Origin of the sequence: Allobosea massiliensis (assembly GCF_042655245.1) — a bacterium.
Lineage (GTDB): Bacteria > Pseudomonadota > Alphaproteobacteria > Rhizobiales > Beijerinckiaceae > Allobosea > Allobosea massiliensis.
This window is the reverse complement of the sequence record NZ_JBHSLU010000095.1, coordinates 1-24,805: the sequence shown is the minus strand read 5'-3', so window position 1 is coordinate 24,805 and position 24,805 is coordinate 1. Positions and strand designations below refer to the sequence as shown.

Sequence of the window (24,805 nt, the reverse complement as noted above, 5' to 3'; positions counted from 1 at the left end):
AGGGCCCCGATCGGGGCCCTCGCCATATCCGCCGCTCACCAACGCCAGTGGCCTGCTTTTACTCCGCCACGATGGCCTGGAATCCGACCGCCGTTGACACTTAGCTCAGCAGAGCTCAAACATGCACCAGAGGAGCAAACCATGAGCTTTCTACGGGACTTGCTAGGGGGCCTTCGCGGCGGTCACGGCGGCGGCTTTGGCGGAGGTCATGGCGGCCACGGTGGCGGGCACGGGTCCTACGGCGGTGGGCCTTGGGGGGCGCCGGGCCCCGGGCCGGGCGCCCCAACTCCAGGTTGGCCCGCGGCTCCGCAAAGCCCCGCGCCCGGGCATCAATGCGATACGGCCGAGCCCGTCCGCGTGGTTGTCTGCCCGAGCTGCCGGTCCGACAACGCACCCTCGGCACGGTTCTGCGGCCAGTGCGGCGAGCGTCTCGGGCCGGAAGAAGCAAAGTGTTCGAAATGCGGAGCCAGCCTTGAGCCCGGCGCCAAGTTCTGCCCGTCCTGCGGTCAGGCCGCGAGTCCATGACCTGGCAATCCGGAGAGCGTGCTCGCGTCATGAGCCCAACCTGGTCTCGCACGGGGATGGCGCTCCTGGCGTTTGCGGTTGCACTCGTCGCAGATCTTGGCACGAAGTGGCTTATCCAGAGCCTCGTCATGGTGCCGCCTCGCGTGATCGAGGTCACGCCAGTCCTCAATCTGACACTCGGATTCAATCCAGGGGTCAGCTTCGGCCTGCTAAGCGGCGCCTTTGCGGATCGGCCCATGCTGCTGGCAGGGATCACCGGGTCCGTCGCGGCGGGCCTTCTCGTCTGGGCGATGCGCAGCGAGCAGCCGCGCGAGACCCTCGGCCTTGGCCTCATCGCGGGCGGCGCGACCGGGAACCTCGTCGATCGTGTGCGCCAGGGCGCCGTCACGGACTTCCTGGATTTTCATGTCGGAGCTTGGCACTGGCCAGCCTTCAACATGGCCGATGTCGCGATTACGGTCGGCGTGATGCTGATGATTGTCGCGGTGGTTCAGCCACGACGATCCCCGCACCGCTCTCCGATCCGCAACCGAAGGAGCTGGCAGGACCTCAGCTTGAACAAGCTCGGCGGCGAGCACTGTCCAGCAAAGGTGCCCGACAAGCCCTCGAACCCTCATATCCGCGTTGAAGGCAGCACCACGCGAGGCTCTCGATGCTGAAGCTACGGATCCTGTTCACGGCGAGCTTCGCCCTTGTTCCCGCGCTCGCTCTGGCCCAAGCTTATTCGCAAGGGTTGCTGCCGCATCGCCGGGAGGTTCAGAACATCGGCAGTTGCGGAGCTGAGCTGGTCAGAAAGGGCTCGGATATCAGGCTTTACGTTGTCCGCCTCGTCGAGCGCCAGCTGCTCGCCATCCCGGGCGTGACGGCGGTGCACGACGTGCACGTGTCGGTCGCCGCCTCCGGGATTGACGCGATGAGTGCGCATCTCGTGGTCGTCGACATGGCGCAAGCGGAACGTATTCTCACCGATGCGCGTCGGATCTTGGCGGACGAGTTTGACGCCGACCATGTGACGATCCAGGTCGAGACTGAGGCGCTCCGGGCCGCGGAAAAGCCGCAGAAAGCCTGAATAGGTTTAAAACGGGAGACAGCGATGGAACGGTACGATTCAAGACCCCCCACCTGGGGCAGCTCGCCTCTTGCCCGGAGCCAAGCCGAGGTCGACCAGGGCCTGCGCGCCTTCATGGTCGGCGTGTACAACAACATGGTGCTGGGGCTGGCGCTGTCGGCGCTGGTGGCGCTCGGGGTCAACAAGCTCGCCGTTGCGGGCTCTCAGGCCGACGCCGTCGCCCGGATCGGCAGCATTCCCCTGACCAGCTTCGGCCGGCTGCTCTACGCGACGCCCCTGATGTGGGTGTTGGCGCTGGCGCCGCTTGCCTTCATCTTCTTCTTCTCGTTCCGGATGGACCGCATGTCGGCGGCGACTGCGCGGACAACCTTCCTCGCCTTCGCGGCTGTGATGGGCGCCTCGCTCTCGACGCTGCTCATCCGCTACACCGGGGCCAGCGTGGTGCAAGTGTTCTTCATTGCGGCCGCGTCCTTTGGCGCGCTCAGCCTTTGGGGCTACAGCACCTCGCGCAGCCTGTCAGGGATGGGCTCGTTCCTGGTCATGGGCGTAATCGGGCTCATCATCGCCTCGCTCGTCAACATCTTCCTGGCTTCGAGCGCGTTGCAGTTCGCGATTTCGGTCATCGGCGTACTGATCTTCGCGGGGCTCACCGCCTATGACACGCAGAAGCTCAAGGAGATGTACGTCTACGAGCTCGGCTCGGCAGACGGCGAGGCCGCGGCCAAGGCATCGATCTTCGGCGCGCTGACCCTCTATCTCGACTTCATCAACATGTTCCAGTTCCTGCTCGCCCTGTTCGGAAACCGCAATCAATAGAGTGAGTTCGCCCGGCATGCGCGGCGTGACTGTCTCACGGGCTGAAGGGTTGCGGGCCAGTCAGGGAGGCCTGCGGCACCTCAGTTTGGGCCAAGTTCCGCTGCAAGACAGCGTGTCGTTCGATCTGCGTTCGGATTTCTCCTGACACACATCATGATGAGGTGACTAATGTCTAATTTCCGTATGCTCTTGGTAGCGGCTCTCGCCCTCTCTCCCGCACTCGCCCTGGCGCAAGCGCATTCGCACGGGGCGGAGCACGGCGGCCAGGTCCAGAAGATCGGTTCCTACGAAGCCGAGCTCGTAGTCAAGGGCACGGATGCCATGCTCTACGTCCTCGACGACAAGGAGAAGAAGGTCGACGCGTCAAAGTTCAGCGCGACCGCGATGGTGCTGGCCAAGGGCAATGAGCAGAAGACACTTGAACTCAAGCCCGCTAGCGACAACATGCTATCGGGCAAGGTCGACTTCCCGGTCGAGGGTAAGTTCCGGGCGACCGTGACCCTCAAGACGGGGTCGACCGAGGTCGGTAAGGGCCGCTATAACGTCGACGTAACCAGCCGCTAACCACAGGCGCTTACTCCATCAAGGCCATGGCTTCACGGACCACCCGATGCGCGAATGGAAAGCGCCGCCCGTTGTGGCAGGCGTTGATCGCGCATGCCATGGCTATGGTCATCTTCTTGACACTGATGGTGCCGCTTCAGGGCTTTGCGACCGGCCCTGTTCCGGACCTCGCCTCGGCCGCGATCACGAACACCACTGGGGACACAGATGTCCCGAGCCCTTCCGGGGATGCTGGGCTCGTCCAGCATGCGCATTGCGCCTGCCATTCGGCCGTCCGGCCGTCCTGGAGCGCCGTCTCGGTCGAGCGCGTCCGCTCAGCCGCGGATCACCCCGCGAGATCTGACGCAGCGCCCCGGCCCGGTCCGGGCTCCCTTCCCTTCAAGCCACCCCGCGCCTGACCGCCCTGAGGTCTGACGCGGCTCGGACACGAGCCGCCTCAGGCCTCATCCCAAGCTCGTCTTAATGGGCTTGGGCGGTTGAGCATTGGGCCGCGCCTGCACAGCAGGCAAGGCCTCGACCGGTTCGCTCCGCGAGCACCTGTCGGAGGTGGTGGTATGTTCCTGCGCTTTCTCTTCATCATCGTCGCGCTCGTCGTCGGCGTTGCCGTCGCGAGCATCGTTCCGGAGGTCTCGCGGACCGCCCGAACCGTCATAGGCGCCGTGCCTCTGCCGGGGCTTGCTCAACTCAGCGCCCAGGAGCCCCCGAAGGCCCCCCCGAAGCAGGCCGAGGGCAAGGAGGCCCATGGCGGCGGCAAGGACGATGGTCATGGCCATGGAGCCGGGGGTGCTGAGAAGGAAGAGGGCAAGGAGGGCGTGCTCAAGCTCGCCGCCGATCAGATCGCCGCGGCCAAGATCGAGACGGCCAAAGCCTCCGACGGCACGCTCGCGCGGCGCCTGACCGTTCCGGGCACGGTCGTTCCCGCGGCGGACCGGATCGCGCGCGTTGCGGCGAAGGTGGTTGGAACCGTAGCAGACCTCAACAAGCAGCTCGGTGATAGCGTCGCGAAGGGCGAGGTCGTCGCCGTCCTGGACAGCCGCGAAGTAGCCGACGCCAAGAGCGAGTACCTCGGCGCTCAGGTCAACTTCGACCTGCAGAAGACGCTCTTTGAGCGCGAGCAGATGCTGTTCCAGAAGAACATCACCGCCGAGCAGCAGTTCCTGCGCGCCCGCACCACCTTCTCGGAAGCGCAGCTGCGCTTCGACCTCGCCCGCCAGAAGCTCACGGCTCTGAGCGTACCCGACAAGGAGATCGCCGGCCTGTCACGCCAGTCGACCGCCCTGCAGCGCTACGAGCTCCGCGCGCCGCTTGCCGGCCGCATCGTCGAGCGCCTCGTCAATCTCGGGGCGGCTGTCGGCGGCGAGGGCCAGCCCAAGGAACTCTATGGGATCGCCGACCTGTCGCAAGTTTGGGTCGATCTCGCCGTGTCTCCACGCGACCTGCCCTTAGTGAAGGAGGGCCAAGCGGTCCAGGTTACGGCGGGCGGCATGAACGAGCGGGCTGACGGCAAGATCGTTTTCAAGAGCCCGATGCTCAATCCGGAGACACGCTCCGCCCGCGTCGTGGCTCAGATCTCCAACAAGAGCGGCGTGTGGCAGCCGGGCGCTTTCGTGACCGCCGGGATCGTCGTCGAGGAGCAGAAGGCTCCCCTCGTCGTGCCGAAGACCGCGCTCCAGACCGTCGGCAAGGACCAGGTCGTGTTCGTGCGCACACCGGAGGGGTTCGAGAAGCGCGAGGTCGTGCTCGGCCGCACAGATGGGCAGTCGACCGAGATCGTGTTCGGGCTCGATCCCGGCGAGGAAATCGCGGTCGCCAACACCTTCACGCTCAAAGCCGAGCTCGGCAAGTCCGAAGCCTCCCACGCCCACTAAGGCCAAGTCTCATGATTGCCCGCATCCTTGCTTTCTCGGTTCATCACCGCTGGGTCGTGGTGCTCGTCACCTTGCTCGCGGCCGCCTTCGGCGTCTACTCGCTGACCAAGCTGCCGATCGACGCCGTTCCGGACATCACCAACAACCAGGTCCAGATCAACACGACAGCGACGGCTCTCTCCCCCTACGATATCGAGAAGCAGGTCACGTTCCCGATCGAGACGACGCTCGCCGGAATTGCCGGGCTCGAGTACACGCGCTCGCTGTCGCGAAACGGCTTCTCGCAGGTGACCGCCGTCTTTAGCGAAAAGACCGACATCTATTTCGCCCGTCAGCAGGTCAACGAGCGCCTGACCGACGCCAAGAGCAGCCTGCCGCCCGGCGCCGAGCCCCGGATGGGCCCGATTTCCACCGGTCTCGGCGAGATCTACATGTACACGGTCGAGTATGTGCTACCGGCAGGGGTCGGAGAGGGCGCAGGGAAGGGTACTGAGGCCAGCACGGCGCCCGCTAAGGGCGGAGCTCACGGGGCGAATGGCGCCGGTGCTGAGCGCCCGCCCGCACCTATCCAGGACGGCAAGCCCGGCTGGCAGAGCGATGGCACGTACCTCACCCCCGAGGGCCAGCGTCTCACCGACGACTTCCAGCGCGCCGCCTATCTGCGCACGGTCCAGGACTGGATCATCCGGCCTCAGCTGAAGAGCGTTCCGGGGGTCGCGGGCGTCGACTCGATCGGCGGCTACGAGAAGCAGTACCACGTCCAGCCCGACCCGGCGAAGCTGATCGGCTACGGGCTGTCATTTGGCGAGATCGCCACAGCCATCGAGGCCAACAACGTCAGCCGCGGTGCAGGCTATGTCGAGCGCAACGGCGAGGGCTTCGTCGTGCGCTCGGGCGGGCGCGTCGAGCGGATGAGCGAGATCGGCGGCATCGTCGTCGCGACCCGGGAAGGCGTGCCGATCCGGGTGAGGGACGTCGCCGAGGTCACTATCGGAAAGGAGCTCCGGACCGGCAGCGCGAGCGAGAATGGCCAGGAGGTGGTGGTCGGCACCGCGCTGATGCTGATCGGCGGCAACAGCCGCACGGTCGCGGCGGCCGTCGACGCCAAGATGCAGACGATCAACAAGTCGCTGCCGCCGGGCATCATCGCCAAGACCGTCCTGAACCGCACGCTCCTGGTCAACGCCACCGTAAAGACGGTGAGCAAAAACCTGGCCGAGGGCGCCGGGCTCGTCATCCTGGTGCTGTTCCTGCTCCTCGGCAACTTCCGAGCGGCGCTCATCACGGCGCTTGTGATCCCGATCGCGATGCTCCTCACTATGACCGGGATGGTGCAGGGTAGGATCAGCGCCAACCTGATGAGCCTCGGCGCGCTCGACTTCGGTCTCATCGTCGACGGCGCGGTCATCATCGCCGAGAACAGCCTGAGGCACTTGGCCGAACGGCAGCACGAGTTCGGCCGGAAGCTGAGCTTAGGCGAGCGCCTGACGACCGTGCGCGAGTCGGCCGAGGAGATGATTGGCCCATCGGTCTACGGGCAGGCCATCATCATCCTCGTTTATGCACCGCTCCTGACCTTCACGGGCGTCGAGGGCAAGATGTTCGAGCCAATGGCGCTCACCGTCATCATCGCGCTCGTCGCCGCCTTCGTGCTCTCGCTGACCTTCGTGCCGGCGATGATCGCCATCGTGATCACCGGACGCGTGCAGGAGAAGGAGAACTTCTTCGTGCGCGGCCTCAAGGCCGTGTACCGGCCGGTGCTGCGACGAGCCATCCGGTTCCCGGTGTCGTTCATCCTCGGGGCCGTTCTCCTCTTCGCCGCCAGCGCGGGCTTGTTCACCCGGCTCGGCCAGGAGTTTATCCCGACCCTCGATGAGAAGAACATCGCCATGCAGGCGCTGCGCATCCCGTCGACATCGCTGTCCCAGTCGCAGGAGATGCAGTTCGCGGTCGAGAAGGCGATCAGCCGCTTTCCGCAGGTCGCGTTCGTGTTCTCGAAGACGGGCACGGCGGAGGTCGCAGCCGACCCGATGCCGCCGAACGCGTCCGACACCTTTATCATCCTCAAGCCGCAGGAGGAATGGCCCGACCCCAACCTTTCGAAGGAGCAGCTGATCAAGGACATGGAGGCGGCGGTCGGCAGGCTTCCCGGCAACAACCTGTCCTTCACGCAGCCGATCCAGATGCGCTTCAACGAGCTGCTTGCGGGCACCCGTGGCGATCTCGCCGTCAAGGTCTTCGGCGAGGAGTTCGAGCCGATGCTCGCGGCCGCCAACCAGATCGCCAACATCCTGCGCGGGCTTGAGGGCGCGGCTGACGTCTCGGTCGAGCAGGCGACAGGCCTTCCGTTCCAGGAGATCAAGATCGACCGCGACGAGATCGAGCGCCGCGGCTTGAGCCTCACGGCCGTTCAGGACGTGATCGGCACGGCGATCGGGGGACGAGAGGCCGGCCTCGTGTTCGAGGGCGACCGGCGTTTCGACATCGTCGTGCGTCTGCCGGACGGCATCCGCGCCGATGTCGACGCGCTCTTGAATCTGCCGGTGCCTCTTCCGGCGGCTGCCGGCCAAGGAGCCACTGGGGCGACCATTCCTCTGCGGGAGGTGGCCAGCATCGAGATCGCGGAAGGACCCAACCAGATCAGCCGCGAGAACGGCAAGCGGCGCGTCGTCGTCACTGCCAACGTGCGCGGACGCGACATCGCTTCGCTCGTCAACGAGGCGCAAGCGAGGATCGCCCAAGAGGTCCAGCTGCCCGCCGGCTACTACATCACCTGGGGCGGCCAGTTCGAGAACCTGGCGGCCGCACGCCAGCGGCTCATGATCGTGGTGCCGGCGTGCTTCGTCCTGATCTTCCTGCTTCTGTTCAGCGCACTCGGGTCAGCACGCGACGCACTCCTGGTGTTCAGCGCCGTGCCGCTGGCGCTGACGGGCGGGATCTTCGCCCTGTGGCTGCGCGACATGCCGTTCTCGGTCTCCGCCGCGGTGGGCTTCATCGCGTTGTCGGGCGTCGCGGTGCTGAACGGTCTCGTCATGCTGACTTTCATCAAGCAGCTCATGGATGACGACGTGCCGAAGCTCGAGGCGATCTATGAGGGGGCGCTGGTGCGCCTGCGCCCGGTCGCCATGACGGCGCTCGTCGCCTCGCTCGGCTTCGTGCCCATGGCACTCGCCACCGGAACGGGAGCCGAGGTCCAGAAACCGTTGGCGACCGTGGTCATCGGCGGCCTGATCAGCGCGACCATCCTGACCCTCGTGGTGCTGCCAGCGCTGTATGCCCGCTTCTCCGGACACAAGGCGCGGGCGTGCGTCGACTCTCATCACGAGCCGGAGCTGCCGGACACGCCAGACACGGAAGAACATGTGCCAGCTAGGCAAGCGGCTGAATGAAGGGGCAACGGGAATGCGGCGGTCCGACAGAGCTCAGGAGAAATCGATGCCGACACCAACCCTCCGCGGCAGCGCGCTCCAGGCCAGATCCGCGTTGCCCGCGGTTCTCGCAACAATCGCAGGTCTCATGGCCGGACAAGCCCAGGCCCAATCAGTGAAGATCGTCGGCATCGGCGCCGCGAGCTGCCAGGTTTTTCTTCGCGAGATCGCCGGTCGCCCTGATGTCGAGAAGAACTTCTTCGCCTGGGCGCAGAGCTACATGAACGGGCTTCTGATCCGGGCGCCTGCGGGCAAGGACGAAGGACTCGACCTTACGCCCCCGGCGTTCCCTTTGCTGAAGCAGGCGGAGTTTCTGCGCACCTTTTGTTCGAAGAATGCGGGGGAGGATTTCAGCGACGGGGTGAACGAACTCTACCGCACCCTTCGCGCTCCGCCTGGGTGAACGATCCGGGATCTCTCCAGGCGACCCCTTCTCAGCCGACGACGCAAGCAAGTCCATGATTTTACCCTCCGTCATCCTGATCGCCTCGCATCTCGTTCTGCCGGTCGGCAGCCCGCCTCGGCAGGCGGACTGCATTGCCGGACCGCATGACCCTTTGCGCGTGTTGCGGCTGCCAGGTGTTGCGGCGACCACCTCCCGGCCGAGAAACCCGCTCGAGGATGAGCGGCCGCATTGCGTGGAGCCAGGAGGGGAGGCTGCACCGAACAACCAAACGGGGCAGAAGCCCGCTTTGCGCGACGGTTCACGCTGATGGCTCACGCCGTCCCATCGCTGGGCATCTCGTTCGAACGCGTCACGGCCCCATGCCCGTGGGGCAGTAACCGGCGAAACAGTACCCCGTGCCAAGGACGTGATCGCCACGCGCGACGGACCATCGAGCTCCTCCTGACCGGCGTGCTTGCAAGCGTCGCCGTCGCGTTTGGCGTGTATGGAGCGGCCGCCGAGACCCTGCCGGGTGCGCTGGCGCGGGCTTATGGGGCAAACCCCCAGCTTAACGCCGAGCGGGCGAGCTTGCGGGCTGTGGACGAGAACGTGCCGCGGGCGCTCTCTGGCTATCGGCCGCGCATTTCCGCCGAGGCCGACGCAGGTGTCGCGGCGATGCGCAGTTCGACACCGGGCGGCATGGAAGGGGCCAGCGGCCAATCCGGCTCTCTGTTTCCGCGCGGGGCGGGGATCACTCTCAACCAGACGCTCTTCGACGGCTTTCGGACGCGCAACAATGTGCGCACGGCCGAGTCGCAAGTCTTCGGCGCCCGCGAGGCGCTGCGCAACACGGAGCAGAACCTGCTCTTCGATGCGGTCTCCGCGTACATGAACGTGTTGCGCGACACGGCGATTCTGGATCTGCAACGCAACAACGTCGAGCTCCTGAACGAGCAGCTCAGCCAGACGCGCGAGCGCTACGAGGCGGGCCAGGTCACGCGCACGGACGTGTCGCAAGCGGAGGCGCGACTCGCCGGAAGCCGGTCGCAGGTCAGCCTCGCCGAAGCCAACCTGCGCGCCAGCATTGCGCGCTACCGTCAGGTGATCGGCGTCGATCCGAAGACGCTGGCCCCAGGGCCGCCCGCCGATCGCTGGCTTCCCCGCAGTCTCCCGGCGCTCGCGGAGCACCCGGCGATCAAAGCGTCCCTGCACGGCGTCGATGCGGCCGAGCTCGAGGTCAAGGTCGTCGAAGGTGAACTCTATCCCTCGCTCGGCCTCAGCGCCGGACTCTCGCGCCGCTCCGACGTCGAAACACGCGGCGACGCTCGGACCGCCGCCACTGCCGTGGTGCGCCTGACGGTCCCGATCTATGAGGGCGGCGAGGTTTATGCCCGCACGCGCCAGGCCAAGGAAACGGCCGGCCAGCGCCGCATCGAGGTCGAGGTCACCCGTGATCAGGTCCGCGCCGCCGTGCTGTCTGCTTGGGGACAGCTCGAAGCCACCAAGGCCCAGATCACCGCGGCCCAGACGCAAATCCAAGCGAGCGAGATCGCGCTCACCGGCGTGCGCGAAGAGGCGCGCGTCGGACAACGCACGACCCTCGAGGTCCTCAACGCGCAGCAGGAGCTGCTCAACGCGCGAGTGAACCTCGTCACGGCCCAACGCGACAGGGTCGTCGCATCCTACAGCGTGCTGTCCGCGGTCGGCCGGCTCTCAGCCCGCGTTCTCGCGCTCAGGGCCCCCAGCTACGACGCAAAGCGCCACTTCGACCAGGTCAAGGATCTCTGGATTGGGCTGCGCACGCCCGATGGTCGATGACACAGGAGATGACCATGACTCGGATCTCACGCCGCTCGTTCCTCGCTGCCTCGTCGGCCGCCGTGAGCGCATTCGTTCCTGCGGTCTCGAGTGCAGCCCCTCGCGTGCGCGGCGCCGGACGTGCGCCCTCTTCCGTTGTGGTGGACGTCGATCGCCTCCTGGCCCTTGGTCTCGGCCCGACGGCCGAGTTGATCCGTTCGACGATGACAGCCGAGCTGCAGGCCGTGTTCGCCGACCGTCTTGGTGGTCAGAGACTGGTGGTCCGCCTCACCGGATTGACGCTGTCTGCCTACGTCGGCGGGGGTGGCGGAGGAGGGGGCAGTGGCGGAGGTGGCGGTGGCCGAGGCGGCGGCGGAGGGGAGACGGACTACCTCGAAGGGGACGCGCTCCTCCTGGCTCCGAGCGGTGAAATCGTCGCCCGTTATCCGCAGCTCCTGGCGTTGCCGTCGAGCACCGGAGGGGCTTGGTACCAGCCCGACAACGAGCAACGGCGGATCGTGATCCTGGCGCGCTACTACGCCCAGTGGCTGCGGCGGGCGATCGGCTAGGCGGGCTGGATCAGGAAAATGCCCGAGGGCAGGCCAGGGATGAGCATCCGGCTACGTGATTGTCGTCATCGAGTTCCATCGCGAAGCACTGCCCCCGCGCGCGCGATGGGAGCGGGAGCGGCTCCCCGTCGAGACCCGGGGGGCCGCTCCTATGCCGGGCGGTCAACGAGGGAGCGAGGACGCGTGATGAGACCAAGAGGGAAAACGCCTGGACCGACGAGGAGCTGAACGGTGTTGCAAGACACCGTCGAGCAGCTTTACCGCCTGATGCACATGGTCGTGTGGGTCCACACCCCGCAAGACCATCACTGGATGCTGCCGATCTTCGTCATCGTGCTGGTGGTCACGCCGGCTTGGCTGGGATGGCATCTGCTGCGGCTCGTGTGGTCCGCCGTTGTACATTGGCGGCGCGGACGCGCGCGGAGGGTAGATGACGCGTTAGCAGACTCGAAGAAGGCCTTTCCCACTCTCGAGCGCTTCGTGCTGCGCGCCACAGTGCCATTTCAGGTCCGCTTGGTGGTCTTGTCCGTCCTCACCATCCCGGCCACCTACGTCCTGCTGCTGCTGCCGAAGCACATCATCAATCACGCGCTAGCCGAGCATGGGCCGAAGATGGATTTCCTCGGCATCGCGCTTGATTCGGAGGCGTTGCTGTTTGCGCTCTGCGCCAGTTACCTGCTCGTCCCCACGGCCAACAGCTTGATCAAATACACCGCAAACGTAGTCCGGGGCCGAGTCAGTGAACGCATCGTCCGACGCATCCGGCTCGCAGTGATCCGGCGCCGGCGTGCGGAACGCTGTCCGCGCGGCCGGTCAACCCTCGCCGCGGTGGCGATCCAGGAATGCGAGCCGATCGGCTATTTCGGCGGCAGCCTGCTTGTCGTGCCGCTGATCCAAGGTCGCACGCTCGTCACGAGCGTGGTGTTCCTGTTCATGCAGAACGTCGCGCTCGCCTTGGCGGCCCTGATGATGCTGCCGTTGCAGATCGCCGTCCTGCCGCGGCTGCAGCGGCGTATCAATGGCAAGGTTCGCGAGCGCGTGCATGCGACCCGCGGCTTCAACGCTGCTCTTACGCATGGAATTCTGGACGCTGTGGATGGTCGAGGTGATCGCTCGCCCACCCACCACCACATCCGCCAAGCCGAGGCGCTCGAGCAGGTCCGTCTTGAGATCACCGAGCTGAAGGCGCGGTTCAAGACCCTGTACAACTACACCTCCAACCTAGGCGGTGTGGACGGATTTTACCAAGACGAATGCTGCGGCGAGAGCGACAATGGCTGCGAAATTTCGCTTGGTCTTTTCGCAGCGTAGGGCAACGCGCTTGAAGCGTTTGAGCTTTCCAACGGCCTGCTCGATGCGAGCTCGCCCGCGATAGAGGGCCTTGGCGAAGAAGGCGGGCTTGTCCTTCTCGTTGGCCTTGTGCGGAATGACCGGGATGATGCCGCGTGAGCGCGCCGCTTGCCGGTTGGCCCTGCTGGCGTAGCCCTTGTCACCGACAGCGGCCCGCGGATCGAGATCCGGGCCGAGCCCGAGCAGGATCGGGAAATGCGGCGCATCGCCCTTTTCGCCGCCGGTGAGGTCGAATGCGATGGGATGTATGCGCTGTTCTCAGGCCACGGCCTTGAGCGGGGCCGGTGCGTAGGCCCACGGCAGGAGCTCATCGATCTGGCTCTGGGGATGGCCGGCGACGATGCGGGCGATGACGTCGCCGAGATAGGCTTGCGGGTCGACGGCGTTGAGCTTGCAGGTCTCCACGAGGGAGGCGATGACGGCCCAATGCTCGGCGCCGCCGTCGCTGCCCGCGAACAGTGCATTCTTGCGGTTCAGGGCGATTGGTCTGATGGCGCGCTCGACCACGTTGGAGTCGATCTCGATACGGCCATCGTCGAGGAAGCAAGAGAGGCCCTGCCAGCGCGAGAGAGCATAGCGGATCGCCTCGGCAAGCTTGCTCTTCTGGCTGACGAGAAGAAGCTTGGCGCGCAGCCACGGCTCCAGCGCCTCGACGATGGGGCGGCTTCTGGCCTGGCGGGCGTCGCGTCGTTCCTCGGCAGAGCGCCCGCGGATATCGCCCTCGATGCGGTAGAGTTCTGCGATGCTCGCGAGCGCTTCCGAAGCGATTGGCGCCGGGCCGGCCTCGGCCAGTTCGTAGAACTTGCGCCGGGCGTGGCTCCAGCAAAAGGCCAGGCTCACGGCATTCCTGCCAGCCAGCGCCTTGTAGCCGGCGTAACCGTCCACCTGCAGCACGCCGGCGAAGCCTTGAAGATGCCGGATCGGCTGCTCCGCCTTGCGGTCGGGTGCATAGAGATAGACCACGCCCGGCGGATCGGCGCCGCCCCAGGGCCGTTCGTCGCGAGCGTAGGCGAAGAGTTGGCCGGTCTTGGTCCGGCCGCGGCCCGGATCGAGCACAGGGGCCGTGGTCTCGTCTGCGAAGAGCTTGGTCGACGCCTTCAGCCGCTCGAACAAGCGCTCATGTACCGGCCGCAGCAGGAAGGCTGCCTTGCCGACCCAGTCGGCCAAGGTCGAGCGATCCAGGTTCACGCCCTGCCGGGCATAGATCTGGGACTGCCGGTAGAGCGGGAGGTGATCGGCATATTTCGCGACCAGGACATGGGCCACCGTGGCCTCTGTCGGGATGCCGCCCTCGACGAGCCTGGCGGGCGCCGGCGCCTGGACCACGACCTCCTCGCAAGTCCGGCAGGCGTATTTCGGCCGACGCGTCACGATCACGCGGAACTGGGCGGGCACGATGTCGAGGCGTTCGGACACATCCTCGCCCATGATGTGGAGCTGCCCGCGACAGCAGGGGCAGGCCATATCCTGGATATCGACAACCTGCTCGATGCGCGGCAGGTGCGCGGGCAACGAGCCGCGGTTGGCGCGACGCTTCCCGACCCGGTCAGCGCGCTTGGCGGGATCAGCCGCTTCCTCGCCGGCGAGGCCCTCGGCCTCGATCTGCTCGGCCTCCTCGAGCCCGAGCAACAGCTGGTCGATCGGCAGGCTCTCGGCCCGACGCCCGAAGCGATGGCGCTGCAACTCCTTGATGATCTGGCGCAGCCGCTCATTCTCGGCACGCTCCGCCGCGAGCATCGCCCGAAGTGCGATCGGATCGTTGGTCACAGGTTCGGCCGCGTCGCTCACGAGACCGATTCAACCATGGATTCCAGCGGCTTGCCAGTGCTGAACGGTCAACTTGCCGCGACAGGGACGCGCGTCTCGCGCCGTTCATGCACCCGGCGCCAGTCGAGGCCTTCAAGCAACCCCTGAAGCTGCGCCGCGGTCACCAACGCGGCGCGGCACCGGCAGTTTCCACGGCCAACCCGGAGGAGTGGCGTCGCTGACCCGAGGGCGTAGCAGGCAAGGCCATCGATAGCGAGGGTGTGCTCTGCGCCAAGATGCCATCAGCGATTCTCACACAAACAATACATGCAACAGGACCGAATCACCTGTCCTCGCGGCGGAGTCCGCAGTCCTGGGAGCCGTTCGAACCGAAGGTGGAACAATGGATAATCGCAAGACAGGCTATCCTCGCGGCCATACACGGCGCAGGCTCATGGTAGAGCTGGTGATTGGGCTCGTGGTCCTCGCGGCTTTCTTCGTGGCGCTCGCATATTACCGCGGGTGGATTTGAGGTGTTCTCGAGGGGCAATGCACGGCCTTGTCGACCTGAACGATCCGGGTAAACCACTGTATCATGGCTGAGTGAGGGCTCAGTTGGATCAGGACGTTCCGCCGATCGCCCCGCCACGAACTTTGCCTGTCGGCGCCTTCAGACCCAGCGAGACGCTTCGTCTTCGGTCGGCATGCGTCCGTCAGGCGTGAGCTGGTCGATCGTGTCGGGGAGGCTTTGGCTCAGTTCTGACAGGACCTCGTCGTAGGGACGTCCCGTTTCACTTGCCAAGGACTGCAATGTGTCGCGTCCAATTGCACCTTCCAGCTCGGCCGGGCCGATGGCGCGATTGGGACCACGACCCACCCAAGAATCGGCCGTATCGCCGTAGCCGGTCTGCTGCAGCCGCCTCATCAGGTCGCCGAGACCGCCATTCACGAGCGTGCCGGCCGCTGCGCCGCCGAGCACGCCGCCCAAACCGCCCGCAGCAGATCGCCGAGACCGCCGCCGCCTCCCGTCGGCCGCCCTGCCGCGCCGCCGAAGAGGCCGCCGAGAAGGTTCCCGAGCCCGCCGCCTCTAGGCGAGCCCGCGGTCTCGCCCGGGGGCTCGCGGCTTCCGCCCGGCGCGCGGTCTCCCGTAGCAGGCCCCGGTGGACGGCCGTCCGGTGTCCGGCCCAGCATGTCCGCAAGGCGGCCCTTGCCCTGGTAAGTCCGATAGGCGAGCAGAGCAAGCAATGCGAGCGTGAGCGGGGAAGTCCCGCCGCGGCCGGCCTGATTGCCACCGAAGATGTTGTCGAGCAAACCCACGGCTGTCGTCTCCTTGGATCACCGCAGGACAACGAGGCCCCGAAGGGAAAGTTGCAGGCCGTGCAGATTTCACGACGGCTGCTCGCGTATTCTGGCGCCGGAGAACGGCCCAGAGAAGAGACTGCCGCGGGGATTTCATCTGGTGCCCTTTGCTCTGCGGGACAGGCGATCCTCGAGCGCGTGCATCGCCATTTTCCAGACGGATCCCGCCTGCTCCGGGTCCCATAGCTCTCCGGGGTGGGAGCGGCTCGCTGCATGGCGTGATCAAACCCGCAGCACGGCCTCCTCGGCGCGCAAGGCCTCGTCCTCGACCTGGATCGTGACGTGGTCGATGTTGAAGCGCTCCTTCATGAGCTGGCGCGCGGCCCGAAGCACCATCTTCGATTCCGCCATATCGCGGACGACGACATGGCCGCTCATGGCATCGATGCCCGAGGTGATCGTCCAGACATGAAGCTCGTGCGCGGCGGTGACGCCGGGGATCTCGCGGAGGCCCGTCTCGAGAAGGCTCATGTCGACCTCGGGCGGGGTGCCTTCCATGAGGATGTGCATGGCCTGTTTCAGAAGCCGCCAGGTCCGCGGCACGATGAAGAGGCCGATCCCGGCGCCAATGATCGGGTCGGCGAGCGTCCAGCCGGTGAACATGATGACGAGGGCCGCGAGGATCACCCCGATCGAGCCCAGCATGTCGCTCAAGACCTCGAAATAGGCGCCCTGGACGTTGAGGCTCTCGGACGATCCGCCAGCGAGCAGCCGCATGCTGATTAGGTTGACGACGAGACCGACGGCCGCCACCGCCAGCATCGGCCCGGAGAGGATCTCGGGCGGGGCGAGGAAGCGCTTGTAGGCCTCGTAGAGGATGTAGACGGTCAAAAGCAGCAGCACGACGGCGTTGGCCAACGCTGAGAGGATCTCCGTCCGGAGATAACCGTACGTCTTCTGCGGGGTCGCCGGCCGCTCGGCGAATCGGATGGCCAACAGCGCAAGGGCGAGCCCGCCGGCGTCAGTGAGCATGTGGGCCGCATCGGCGAGCAGCGCCAAGCTGCCCGTGATCAGGCCCCCGATCACCTCGGCCGCCATGTAGGCGACCGTTAGACCGAACGCCCAGGCGAGGCGGCTCCGGTGACGGCTTGCGGCGGAGCCGGAGCCGGAAACTGGTGCCTGACCCAGAGCGCTCATACCCCCGGCTGGTGGCCGGTCATTAATCGGAATGGTGGCCGGAGAATTATCGGAATCCCGGCCGGTCAATTATCGGAATGATGGCCGGTCGGAATCGGAATCCGCACTCTTCGAAGCCCCCGCCGAGTCTCAAGTGGAGTGTTGCCATGAACGGTGCGTGCCGTGGAACCGGCCTTCGGGAGCTTTGCGGCAAGTTGAGCGTTGATTCGGTGCGAGGGTTCGGGGGGCTTGCGACGGAGGTAGTCATGAACAAACGAACCGGGATGATCATGGGCCTGCTCATGGGGCTTGGCGCGGCGATGCTGCCGCAAGCGGCTCTAGCGCAGCACCACGGCGGCGGTCACGGAGGAGGGTTTCATGGCGGCGGCCACGGCGGCTTTGGTCATGGCTTCCGGGGAGGGCACGGCGGCTTCGGGCACCGGGCGGTTTGGGGAGGGCACGGCGGCTTCGGCGGCCACCACGTCCGGCGCCACCAGGGGCACGGGTTCTATGGGGCGGCGCCCTTCATTGCCGCCGCGGCGGGGCTCGGCGCCTATGGCCTCTACGGGTCGAGCTACTATCCCAGCGCCTACGGCTATGGATACGGCTACACCCCGGCCGTGTACGGCTATGGCTACGGACGAGGTTACGCGCCCGCCTGCGCGCTCGAGCGCCAGTGGGTTCGGACGCGCCACGGCCTGCGGCGCGCTTGGGTCGAGACCTGCTACTGAGGCCTGAGATCCGGCGAGGCTGATCGGAGCTTAGGTTGGCCCGCCACTCGACAGGCTTGCTCGGCGCCATGGTTACGACCCGCTGGTCTCTCTTTAGGCCAGCGCTCTCCCATGGCCGACAATTGCCCCGCCGTGCACAGTTGTGGGTCATCCCTCTCGCGGGCACCTCCGTGGCGAGGCCACCGTCAGCCCGCTCGCTCGCGTAACGCGCGAGGCGACGCCGCCAGGATACCCGCGATGGGTGCCAGGATGGGATGGCAGGCGCTACCCCAGACATCGCAGAATGGTCGAGCTCGCTGACCTGCTCGTGCGACGGGCCTCTTTAACACTGACCGGGTCAGCTCCCTGAACCAAAGGTTCCTGTTCTCCGCTGTCCCGGGGTGGCGGCCAGGAGAAATACATGAAGAAATTCATCTTCGCGCTTGCAACCGCGGGCGCATTGATCGGCGGTCAGCTTAGCAGCGGACGCGCCCAAGCGGCGCCTATGGGAATGCCGGACATTCGGAGCGCCGTTCACGCGTTCGGCCTCGTCGACACTGTGCAGCACGGCCCGGCCATTGGTCATCGCCCGCGGGGCTTCGGACATCGCAGCGGCATGATGCAGGGCGGCGGCGGTCATCGGGGCGGCATGATGCGGGGCGGTGGTGGCCACCGGGGCGGCATGGTGAGCGGTCGCGGCCATCGCGGCGCATGATGCAGGGGGGTGGCGGTCACGAGGGCGGCAGGGGAGGCCGCTTTTAGTCACGAATCGGCAAATCACACGGGAGCGCATTGGGTGGGGTAGGTTGCCCCGCCTTTCGACGCTCCCACCAACTGGACCGGCTATCTTCCAGTTTTGTCGCTGCATCGGACGCTTGGACCACCACGCGGTCATCTGGCCCGTCCTTGAGGTGAGCGTCGTGAGTCCGCAGCGGCAGTAAGGCCTGGAGGCGAGCTGAGACCTGCTACTGTGGCTGAGTCCGGCCGGCCAGTCGACCGTAACGCGACTATCGAGCAGGCTTCGGCGACGCTATAAGTCCCCTATGAGGCTGGAATCTTTGAGCTGGTGGGAGGTAGCGTCCCACCTTGTCGATCTTGCGATCGCTTACGGCCTTGCCCTTCCCATTGGGTGGGATCGGGAGCGAGAGGAGCGCAGCGCAGGGATCCGGACCTTTCCGCTCGTCGCCGTCGCGAGCTGCGGCTTCGTGCTGATCGCGATCCGCGTCTTGGGCGAGGGCTCGACCGCTCAGGCTCGAATCCTGGAAGGGCTGATCACGGGCGTCGGCTTCATCGGGGGCGGGGCCATTCTCAAGCATGCGGGACAAGCGTCCGGCACAGCGACGGCCGCAAGCCTGTGGGCGACCGGTGCGCTCGGGGCCGCGGTCGGGTTTGGCCTCTACGACATCGCTGCAATCTTGAGCCTCGTCACCTTCGTGACCTTGCGCTGTCTGGGGCCCTTGAAGGAGGTTGTCCGTCCAAATACGAAGTAAGGTGCTTTCGTTCTCGATGTGTTGCACCTGATACGATGGCCAATGATGACGTGACCAGTGAGGCATACGAGTAGGTTAGTGCTCACCTTGCTGGGCCGGCCTTTTTCCTACAGCGCGTTGACCGACGACACCGTTGCTGCGGCCGCTTCGGCTAAGCAAAACTCTCAGGCCACACAGTTGAGCGGTGGTCCGGGCCAGCCCAAGGCCAGCTATGATGCTTTTCAAATCTCGCTGGAGATCCAGATGGTTATTCGGGTGATGTTGATCGCGATCGCGGCCGTTATCATGGTGCGGATGATTGGACCCGCGCACGGCTCGAGCTACCGCGAGCTCAAGGAACGCTCGCGCCGCAATCGCGCCTTCCGGCTCCGACATCCCTCTTTCACCGCTTGAAAGCCGCCCAACCATGCTCAAGAACGCAGCTCAGCGCTTGCAATTGGACTTGCCCGTTCTTCTTCCGGAGGCACCGGGCGAAGCCGACGCGTGCGTCGGGCGTCTCGTCAGCGATCTGGCCGACCGCGAGGGCATGGAACGAGTCCATATCGCCCCAGCTTCCGGCGAAGAGCCCGCCAAGCTCTGCATCCACTACGACCCGGAGGTGCTGAGCCTCGCGCGAGTGCGGGAGATCGCCCAAAGCGCCGGCGCTCGCCTCACCGAACGCTTCGCCCATGTTCTGTGGGAGGTGGACGGGGTTCAGCATCAACGGCGGGCCCGCACGATCGCGGAACGGCTGCAGCGCATGCCGGGCGTGGTCGAGGCGGAGGTGTCGGCGGCCGGGCCGCTTCGGATCGAGTTCGACCGCGAAGCGACCTCCGAGCAGGATCTCCGTCGCGTGCTTGACGAATTGCGTGTGCGAGTCCGGGAGGATGGGCCACGGGAGGTGGTCCGGGTGGAGGGACGAGAACCTTCCGGGCGTGAACACAGGCACGGGGATGATGAGCACGAGGATGACGAGCGCGCACATCGAAAGGAGCATGCAGCCGGCGAGCATCGCCACGATGAGGAGCATGCCCATGCCCACGCCCATGGCGGCGTGCTGGGCGAGAATACCGAGCTCTATTTCGCCCTGATCTGTGGGGCACTGCTCGGCCTCGGCTATCTCATCTCGGTCGCGACCAGTGCGCCCGCATGGCTACCGTTCGCGTTGTATATCGGGGCCTACGGCTTTGGCGGCTTCTACACCCTGCGCGAGGCCGTCGACTCCCTCCGCATCGGCCGGTTCGAGATCGATACGCTCATGCTCGTGGCGGCGGCTGGCGCGGCGGCGCTCGGGGAGTGGGCCGAAGGCGCGCTGCTGCTCTTCCTGTTCAGTCTCGGCCACGCGCTCGAGCACTACGCCATGGGGCGGGCGCGCCGCGCCATCGAGGCGCTCGCCGAGCTCGCGCCGCGAACAGCGGAGGTTCGGCGGGATGGGGCGGTGCGCGAAGTTCCGGTCGAAGACCTCGTGATCGGCGACACGGTTATTGTAAAGCCGAACGCGCGCATTCCGGCCGATGGATTCATCGTCCGGGGTATAAGCAGCGTTGACCAAGCCCCTGTGACCGGCGAAAGCGTGCCCGTCGACAAGCAGCCGGTCGATGACCCCGAGCGCGCTGCCGCCAGGCCAGACGGGGTGGAAGCCGAGCATCGCGTTTATGCCGGCACTATCAACGGCAGCGGAGCACTTGAGATTCAGGTCACGAAGCGGGCGGCCGACACGACGCTCGCCCGTGTCGTTCGTATGGTGAGCGAGGCCGAGGCGCAGAAGTCGCCGACGCAGCGCTTCACCGACCGCTTCGAGCGCGCCTTCGTTCCCGCCGTCCTCGCGTTCGTGGTGCTCCTGCTGTTTGCCTGGGTGGTGGTGGACGAGCCGTTCCGCGACAGCTTTTACCGAGCCATGGCCGTGCTCGTCGCCGCCAGCCCCTGCGCGCTCGCGATCGCTACGCCAAGCGCCGTCCTCTCCGGTGTCGCGCGAGCCGCCCGGGGCGGGGTGCTGGTCAAGGGGGGCGGCCCGCTCGAAAACCTTGGCACGCTCGGCGCCATCGCCTTCGACAAGACGGGGACCCTGACCGAGGGCAAGCCGCGCGTCACTGACGTGCTCCCAGCGCCGGGCGTGGACGAACGCGAACTCCTCATCGTTGCGGTCAGCGTGGAAGGTCTGAGCGATCACCCCCTCGCGGCCGCGGTGGTCCGCGACGGGCGTGCGCGCCTCGGAAACGCGGTCGGAATCCCGAACGCGCAGGATTTGCGCAGCATCACCGGGCGTGGCCTGGCGGCGAGGATCGACGGCGAGCCCGTGTTCGTCGGCAAAAGCGAGTTGTTCACCGAGGTTGAGGGGCCGCCGCTTCCGCCGGCCGTGCAGACCACGATCGAGGGCCTTGAAGAGCAGGGGCGCACCACGATGGTGGTCCGGCGCGGCGAGCGCTACCTTGGCGCGCTCGGGCTGATGGACACGCCGCGCGAGCCCGCGACCCGCGTGGTCGCGCGGCTGCGCGAGCTCGGCATCTCGCGCATGATCATGATCTCCGGGGACAACCAGCGCGTCGCGGATGCCGTGGCGCGGCAGGTCGGCATTGACGAGGCCTGGGGCGACCTGATGCCGGAGGACAAGGTCGAGGCGATCAAGAAGCTGCGCGCACAGCAGAAGGTGGCGATGGTGGGCGATGGCGTAAATGACGCTCCCGCCATGGCGAACGCGACGGTCGGGATCGCCATGGGCGCAGCGGGCTCGGACGTGGCGCTCGAGACGGCGGACGTGGCGCTCATGGCCGACGACCTCGAGCACCTGCCGTTCGCGGTGGGCCTGAGCCGGCGCACGAGCGGCATCATCCGTCAAAACCTGTGGCTCAGTCTCGGCATGGTGGTCTTCCTGATTCCCGCGACGGTGCTCGGGCTCCAGATCGGGATCGCCGTCCTCTTCCACGAAGGTTCGACCCTTGTCGTCGTTGCCAACGCGCTGCGCCTGCTCGCCTACCGCGACCCGAGGGAGCGCCGCTCTTCAGCGGCGGTCCGAGCAGCGTGAGCCAAGGCGTTTGGGTTCAACTACGGCTCAGCACCCGGCGGGCTCACATGGCCGGCTTGCTGATTTGCTCCGGCAACGACGGCGGGGGCGGGACAGTGACTTTGTGCTGCTCGAGGATGGACCAAGCCGCCTCCGCATTGCTCGCGAACTCGAAGATTCGCAACTCCTCTTCCGCAACCATACCCATGCTCAGCAGCTGCTCGAAGTTGACCACCCCGCGCCAGTAATCCTCGTTGACCAGGAGAATCGGGATCGGCACCGCCTTGCCGGTCTGCTTGAGGGTAAGGATCTCGAACAACTCGTCGAGTGTGCCGAAGCCGCCCGGAAACACGACCAGCGCATTGGCCCTCATGGCGAGGTGCATCTTGCGCATCGCAAAATAATGGAAGCGGAAGGTCAGCTCCGGAGTGGAGTACGGGTTGGGGTCCTGCTCGCGCGGCAGTGTAATGTTGAACCCGATCGAGGGCGCGCCCGCATCATGTGCTCCTCGGTTCGCCGCCTCCATCAACCCGGGACCGCCGCCCGTGACGATGACATTGTCGCGAAGTCCTCCGTCCGGGTGTAGCGCGCCGCCGCGCTCGGAGACGATCCGCCCGAAGGCTCGGGCCTGCCGGTACCATTCCGCGTGCTGCGCTGGGCCGTCCTCGCGCACCCGCGCGCTTCCGAACACGACGATGGTGGAGCGCACGCCCCAGGCCCGCATGGCTTCCTCGGCCTTGGCGTATTCCAGGAGAAAGTGCACGCCGCGCATGGAGTCGCCGAGGAGGAACTCCTGGTCGAGCGCAGCCAGGCGATAGGATGCTGATTGCAGCTGGGCGCGATTGGCCTCGGCCTTGGGCGGTGAAGTCATACGCGGTTGGGCTCCGATGTCCAGGCCACTTGGTCCCCGGCGACTTGTCGTGGGGCGCGCCGGCCGCACAGCTCCGGGAGGCGAGAGGTTTGCCGGCTGAGTCTTGTTCTGGCGGTCATATCGCTTTGCAGAGCTCAGATCTCTCGTGGCGATGTTGCGAAGGGCGACTTTGATCGTCTTGCATACGGCTCCCAGCCTTTCGGCGTGTTCTTTCCATCACAGAACCAGTACGCCACTATGCTTGGCTTTGTTCTCGGGCTCGACATGGATGGTGGTCACGGCGTCCTCGATCTCCGCTTTCAGCGCTCCCTCAAGCCGGTCACAGATCTCGTGCGCCTCCGCAATCAGCATCGTGCTCGGCACGACGAGGTGGAAATCGATGAACGTCATGCGCCCGGCATGCCGGGTCCGTACGTCGTGTGCCTCGATCGCGCCACCCGCATGGGTCGAGATCACGTGACGGATGCGCGTGAGGATCTCCGGCGCGACGGCCTCGTCCATGAGGCCGGCGACCGAGTCCTTCACAAGCCTCCAGCCGGACCAAAGGATGTTGATGGCCACCAGGGCGGCCAGGCCGGGGTCAAAGACCTGCCATCCTGTCGCGAACACCAGGCCGACGCCGGCGAGCGTGCCGGCCGAGGTGATGACGTCGGTCAGAAGGTGACGCCCATCGGCCTCCAGCGCCGTCGAGCGGCTCTTGCGACCGCCCCGGATGAGCACCCAGCTCCAAGCCGCGTTGATGAGGCTCGCCAGTCCGTTGAACGCTAGCCCCGAGAAAGAAGCGTCCAGCGGCTTCGGGCTGATGAACCCGAAGTAGGCTTCGCGCAGGATCGAGAGCGCGGCGAGCACGATCAGAACGCCCTCGAGCACCGCCGAGAGATACTCGGCTTTGTGATAGCCGTACGGGTGCCTGTGGCTCGCCGGTCGAGCAGCCAGGCGGACGGCCGTCAGAGCCGCGAGCGCGGTCACGAGATTGATGACGCTTTCCAGGGCGTCGGAGTAGAGCGCGATGCTACCGGTCAAGTAGTAAGCCAGCATCTTGAGGCCGAGGACGACAAGTCCAATCAGGATGCTGCCGGTAGCGAGCTTCAGTGTGATCAACATGTAAGCGAGGCTTCCCTCAAGAGCTCTATCAACCGCGTTCTATTGAACGGGCTTTTGGCTCACAACTTCTTCGATACAATCTGCAATTCGTTCGCAGAAGCGGAGCGCGGGCATGGTGGAACGCCCATGGCGGGACGAATTCCGTGGTGGCTGCCGGGGGGCCACGCGATCCGCGTTTCCGCTCGGGAGCCGTCCCAGTTGGAACGGCCCGCGCCTTTCCTGCTATGAGATGAGACCGAGCCCCGGCTTAAGCCACGGATCAAAGAACGTTGACATGCCCGAACGGGTCGGCCTTGCCCTGCACTGGATTGCGATGACGATGGACGCTCTCGGCGCGATCATCATTGCAGCGCCGTTGGCCAAGATGGAGATTCGCGCGTTCCGGTCCTCATAAGGGGGACGGCGTCGAGCGCCATTTTTCGCCAGAGGCTTCCAGAACACCGATCGACTGTCAGGCCATCTTCCTCTCACCGCTCGCAGATATCATGAGTCGACGCCCGCTTCGGCCGGCCGATCCGGTTCAGGCCGCGCCAGCCGCGCTGTCGTAGACGCGTTCATGGCGCAGGAGCGCCCAGACGGTGCGCGCCATTTTGGCCGCGAGGGCGACGACGGCGGTGTTGGTGTGCGCCCGGGACAGCAGCCCGCGCAGCCAACTTCCCAGCCGGGTGTCGCTCTTGCAAAGCGTCGGCATGGCGGAACGCGCGCCCTGGATCAGCATCTTGCGCAGGTATTTGCTTCCTCGCTTCGTGATGCCCAGCAGCCTGGGACGGCCTCCGGTCGTCACCTGTCGCGGTACGAGGCCGAGCCAGGCCGCCAGATCACGCCCGCGCGCAAAGGTGCTGACATCTCCGATGGCCGCGACGAGCGCGGTGGCATTCAAGGCGCCGATGCCAGGGATGGTCGTGAGGCGGCGCGCATTCGTGTCAGAGCGGGCCTGTTCGGCGAACTCGGCATCAAGGTGTCCAGCGACATTCGGAACTGACCCCTTTGCGTCATGAAGAACTGACCCCCATGCCGATTGCCTTTAGGCGGTTGCGGATTGCGGCGTCGCAGCGGCC

At 66.0% G+C, this 24,805-nt stretch carries 23 protein-coding genes and 1 pseudogene; 16 read left to right on the top strand and 8 right to left on the bottom strand.

Going from position 1 to position 24,805, the window contains the following annotated elements:
- Positions 1-141: 141 nt before the first annotated feature.
- The 11 genes from ACFPN9_RS24995 (at position 142) to ACFPN9_RS24945 (ending at position 12,332) form a co-directional block, all read left to right on the top strand.
- On the top strand, positions 142-525 hold the full coding sequence (locus ACFPN9_RS24995; protein ID WP_082732937.1) for a zinc-ribbon domain-containing protein: 384 nt from the start codon (positions 142-144) through the stop codon (positions 523-525).
- Positions 522-1,184, top strand: coding sequence for a signal peptidase II (lspA, locus tag ACFPN9_RS24990; RefSeq protein WP_349643730.1), 663 nt, complete (start codon positions 522-524; stop codon positions 1,182-1,184). The genes ACFPN9_RS24995 and lspA overlap by 4 nt, the downstream gene beginning before the upstream one ends.
- Complete coding sequence (locus ACFPN9_RS24985; protein ID WP_066735431.1) at positions 1,178-1,594, top strand: cation transporter dimerization domain-containing protein; 417 nt, start codon at positions 1,178-1,180, stop codon at positions 1,592-1,594. The genes lspA and ACFPN9_RS24985 overlap by 7 nt, the downstream gene beginning before the upstream one ends.
- 24 nt (positions 1,595-1,618) lie before the next feature.
- On the top strand, positions 1,619-2,410 hold the full coding sequence (locus tag ACFPN9_RS24980) for a Bax inhibitor-1/YccA family protein (protein ID WP_066735433.1): 792 nt from the start codon (positions 1,619-1,621) through the stop codon (positions 2,408-2,410).
- A 168-nt stretch (positions 2,411-2,578) separates the two neighbouring features.
- Positions 2,579-2,974, top strand: coding sequence for a hypothetical protein (locus ACFPN9_RS24975; RefSeq protein WP_066735435.1), 396 nt, complete (start codon positions 2,579-2,581; stop codon positions 2,972-2,974).
- A 560-nt stretch (positions 2,975-3,534) separates the two neighbouring features.
- Positions 3,535-4,842 carry an efflux RND transporter periplasmic adaptor subunit gene (locus ACFPN9_RS24970; RefSeq protein WP_066735441.1) on the top strand — a complete coding sequence of 436 codons (1,308 nt, stop codon included), beginning with the start codon at positions 3,535-3,537 and terminating at the stop codon, positions 4,840-4,842.
- A gap of 11 nt (positions 4,843-4,853) precedes the next feature.
- On the top strand, positions 4,854-8,231 hold the full coding sequence (locus tag ACFPN9_RS24965) for an efflux RND transporter permease subunit (RefSeq protein ID WP_066735439.1): 3,378 nt from the start codon (positions 4,854-4,856) through the stop codon (positions 8,229-8,231).
- Between the two features lie 46 nt (positions 8,232-8,277).
- The gene (locus ACFPN9_RS24960; protein WP_245289757.1) at positions 8,278-8,673 is read left to right on the top strand and encodes a hypothetical protein; all 396 of its coding nucleotides are present in this window, start codon (positions 8,278-8,280) and stop codon (positions 8,671-8,673) included.
- Between the two features lie 309 nt (positions 8,674-8,982).
- Positions 8,983-10,473 carry a TolC family outer membrane protein gene (locus ACFPN9_RS24955; RefSeq protein WP_082732935.1) on the top strand — a complete coding sequence of 497 codons (1,491 nt, stop codon included), beginning with the start codon at positions 8,983-8,985 and terminating at the stop codon, positions 10,471-10,473.
- 14 nt (positions 10,474-10,487) lie between these two features.
- Positions 10,488-11,021 (top strand): hypothetical protein, encoded by a 534-nt coding sequence (locus tag ACFPN9_RS24950; RefSeq protein WP_156451759.1) that lies wholly within the window; start codon positions 10,488-10,490, stop codon positions 11,019-11,021.
- Positions 11,022-11,252: 231 nt separating this feature from the next.
- Entirely contained in the window at positions 11,253-12,332 is a 1,080-nt protein-coding gene (locus ACFPN9_RS24945; protein WP_156450909.1) for an ABC transporter ATP-binding protein, read from the top strand.
- Here ACFPN9_RS24945 and ACFPN9_RS24940 read toward each other — a convergent pair.
- The 5 genes from ACFPN9_RS24940 to ACFPN9_RS24920 all read right to left on the bottom strand — a co-directional run bounded on the left by ACFPN9_RS24940 (position 12,243) and on the right by ACFPN9_RS24920 (position 16,613).
- Complete coding sequence (locus tag ACFPN9_RS24940; RefSeq protein ID WP_377817810.1) at positions 12,243-12,557, bottom strand: transposase; 315 nt, start codon at positions 12,555-12,557, stop codon at positions 12,243-12,245. The genes ACFPN9_RS24945 and ACFPN9_RS24940 overlap by 90 nt on opposite strands.
- A 72-nt stretch (positions 12,558-12,629) precedes the next feature.
- Positions 12,630-14,159, bottom strand: coding sequence for an IS66 family transposase (gene tnpC / locus ACFPN9_RS24935; RefSeq protein ID WP_377817809.1), 1,530 nt, complete (start codon positions 14,157-14,159; stop codon positions 12,630-12,632).
- 628 nt (positions 14,160-14,787) lie between these two features.
- Positions 14,788-15,066, bottom strand: a complete 279-nt coding sequence (locus ACFPN9_RS24930) for a YidB family protein (RefSeq protein ID WP_377817808.1) — start codon at positions 15,064-15,066, stop codon at positions 14,788-14,790.
- Positions 15,063-15,434 carry a hypothetical protein gene (locus tag ACFPN9_RS24925; protein WP_156450838.1) on the bottom strand — a complete coding sequence of 124 codons (372 nt, stop codon included), beginning with the start codon at positions 15,432-15,434 and terminating at the stop codon, positions 15,063-15,065. Before ACFPN9_RS24925 ends, ACFPN9_RS24930 begins: the two co-directional genes overlap by 4 nt.
- A gap of 264 nt (positions 15,435-15,698) precedes the next feature.
- Positions 15,699-16,613, bottom strand: coding sequence for a cation diffusion facilitator family transporter (locus tag ACFPN9_RS24920; protein ID WP_067989487.1), 915 nt, complete (start codon positions 16,611-16,613; stop codon positions 15,699-15,701).
- A 245-nt stretch (positions 16,614-16,858) separates the two neighbouring features.
- Between ACFPN9_RS24920 and ACFPN9_RS24915 the strand changes: the two genes are divergently transcribed.
- The 5 genes from ACFPN9_RS24915 to ACFPN9_RS24895 all read left to right on the top strand — a co-directional run bounded on the left by ACFPN9_RS24915 (position 16,859) and on the right by ACFPN9_RS24895 (position 21,793).
- A complete protein-coding gene (locus ACFPN9_RS24915; protein ID WP_082732900.1) occupies positions 16,859-17,323 on the top strand; it encodes a hypothetical protein in 465 nt (154 codons plus the stop codon).
- A gap of 400 nt (positions 17,324-17,723) precedes the next feature.
- Positions 17,724-18,017: a hypothetical protein gene (locus ACFPN9_RS24910; protein ID WP_066723709.1), complete on the top strand. Its 294-nt coding sequence runs from the start codon at positions 17,724-17,726 to the stop codon at positions 18,015-18,017.
- Positions 18,018-18,345: 328 nt separating this feature from the next.
- Positions 18,346-18,792 (top strand): MgtC/SapB family protein, encoded by a 447-nt coding sequence (locus tag ACFPN9_RS24905; RefSeq protein ID WP_066723723.1) that lies wholly within the window; start codon positions 18,346-18,348, stop codon positions 18,790-18,792.
- Between the two features lie 78 nt (positions 18,793-18,870).
- Complete coding sequence (locus tag ACFPN9_RS24900; RefSeq protein ID WP_066723725.1) at positions 18,871-19,185, top strand: hypothetical protein; 315 nt, start codon at positions 18,871-18,873, stop codon at positions 19,183-19,185.
- Between the two features lie 13 nt (positions 19,186-19,198).
- Positions 19,199-21,793 carry a heavy metal translocating P-type ATPase gene (locus ACFPN9_RS24895; RefSeq protein WP_066723728.1) on the top strand — a complete coding sequence of 865 codons (2,595 nt, stop codon included), beginning with the start codon at positions 19,199-19,201 and terminating at the stop codon, positions 21,791-21,793.
- A 43-nt stretch (positions 21,794-21,836) separates the two neighbouring features.
- On the opposite strand, the gene ACFPN9_RS24890 is transcribed toward ACFPN9_RS24895, so the two are convergent.
- The 3 genes and pseudogenes from ACFPN9_RS24890 to ACFPN9_RS24880 form a co-directional block, all read right to left on the bottom strand.
- Positions 21,837-22,643 (bottom strand): LOG family protein, encoded by an 807-nt coding sequence (locus tag ACFPN9_RS24890; protein ID WP_066723731.1) that lies wholly within the window; start codon positions 22,641-22,643, stop codon positions 21,837-21,839.
- 216 nt (positions 22,644-22,859) lie between these two features.
- Positions 22,860-23,747: a cation diffusion facilitator family transporter gene (locus tag ACFPN9_RS24885; RefSeq protein WP_067990372.1), complete on the bottom strand. Its 888-nt coding sequence runs from the start codon at positions 23,745-23,747 to the stop codon at positions 22,860-22,862.
- Between the two features lie 520 nt (positions 23,748-24,267).
- Positions 24,268-24,705, bottom strand: a pseudogene (locus ACFPN9_RS24880) (IS110 family RNA-guided transposase); the annotation flags it as partial.
- Positions 24,706-24,805 lie beyond the last annotated feature (100 nt).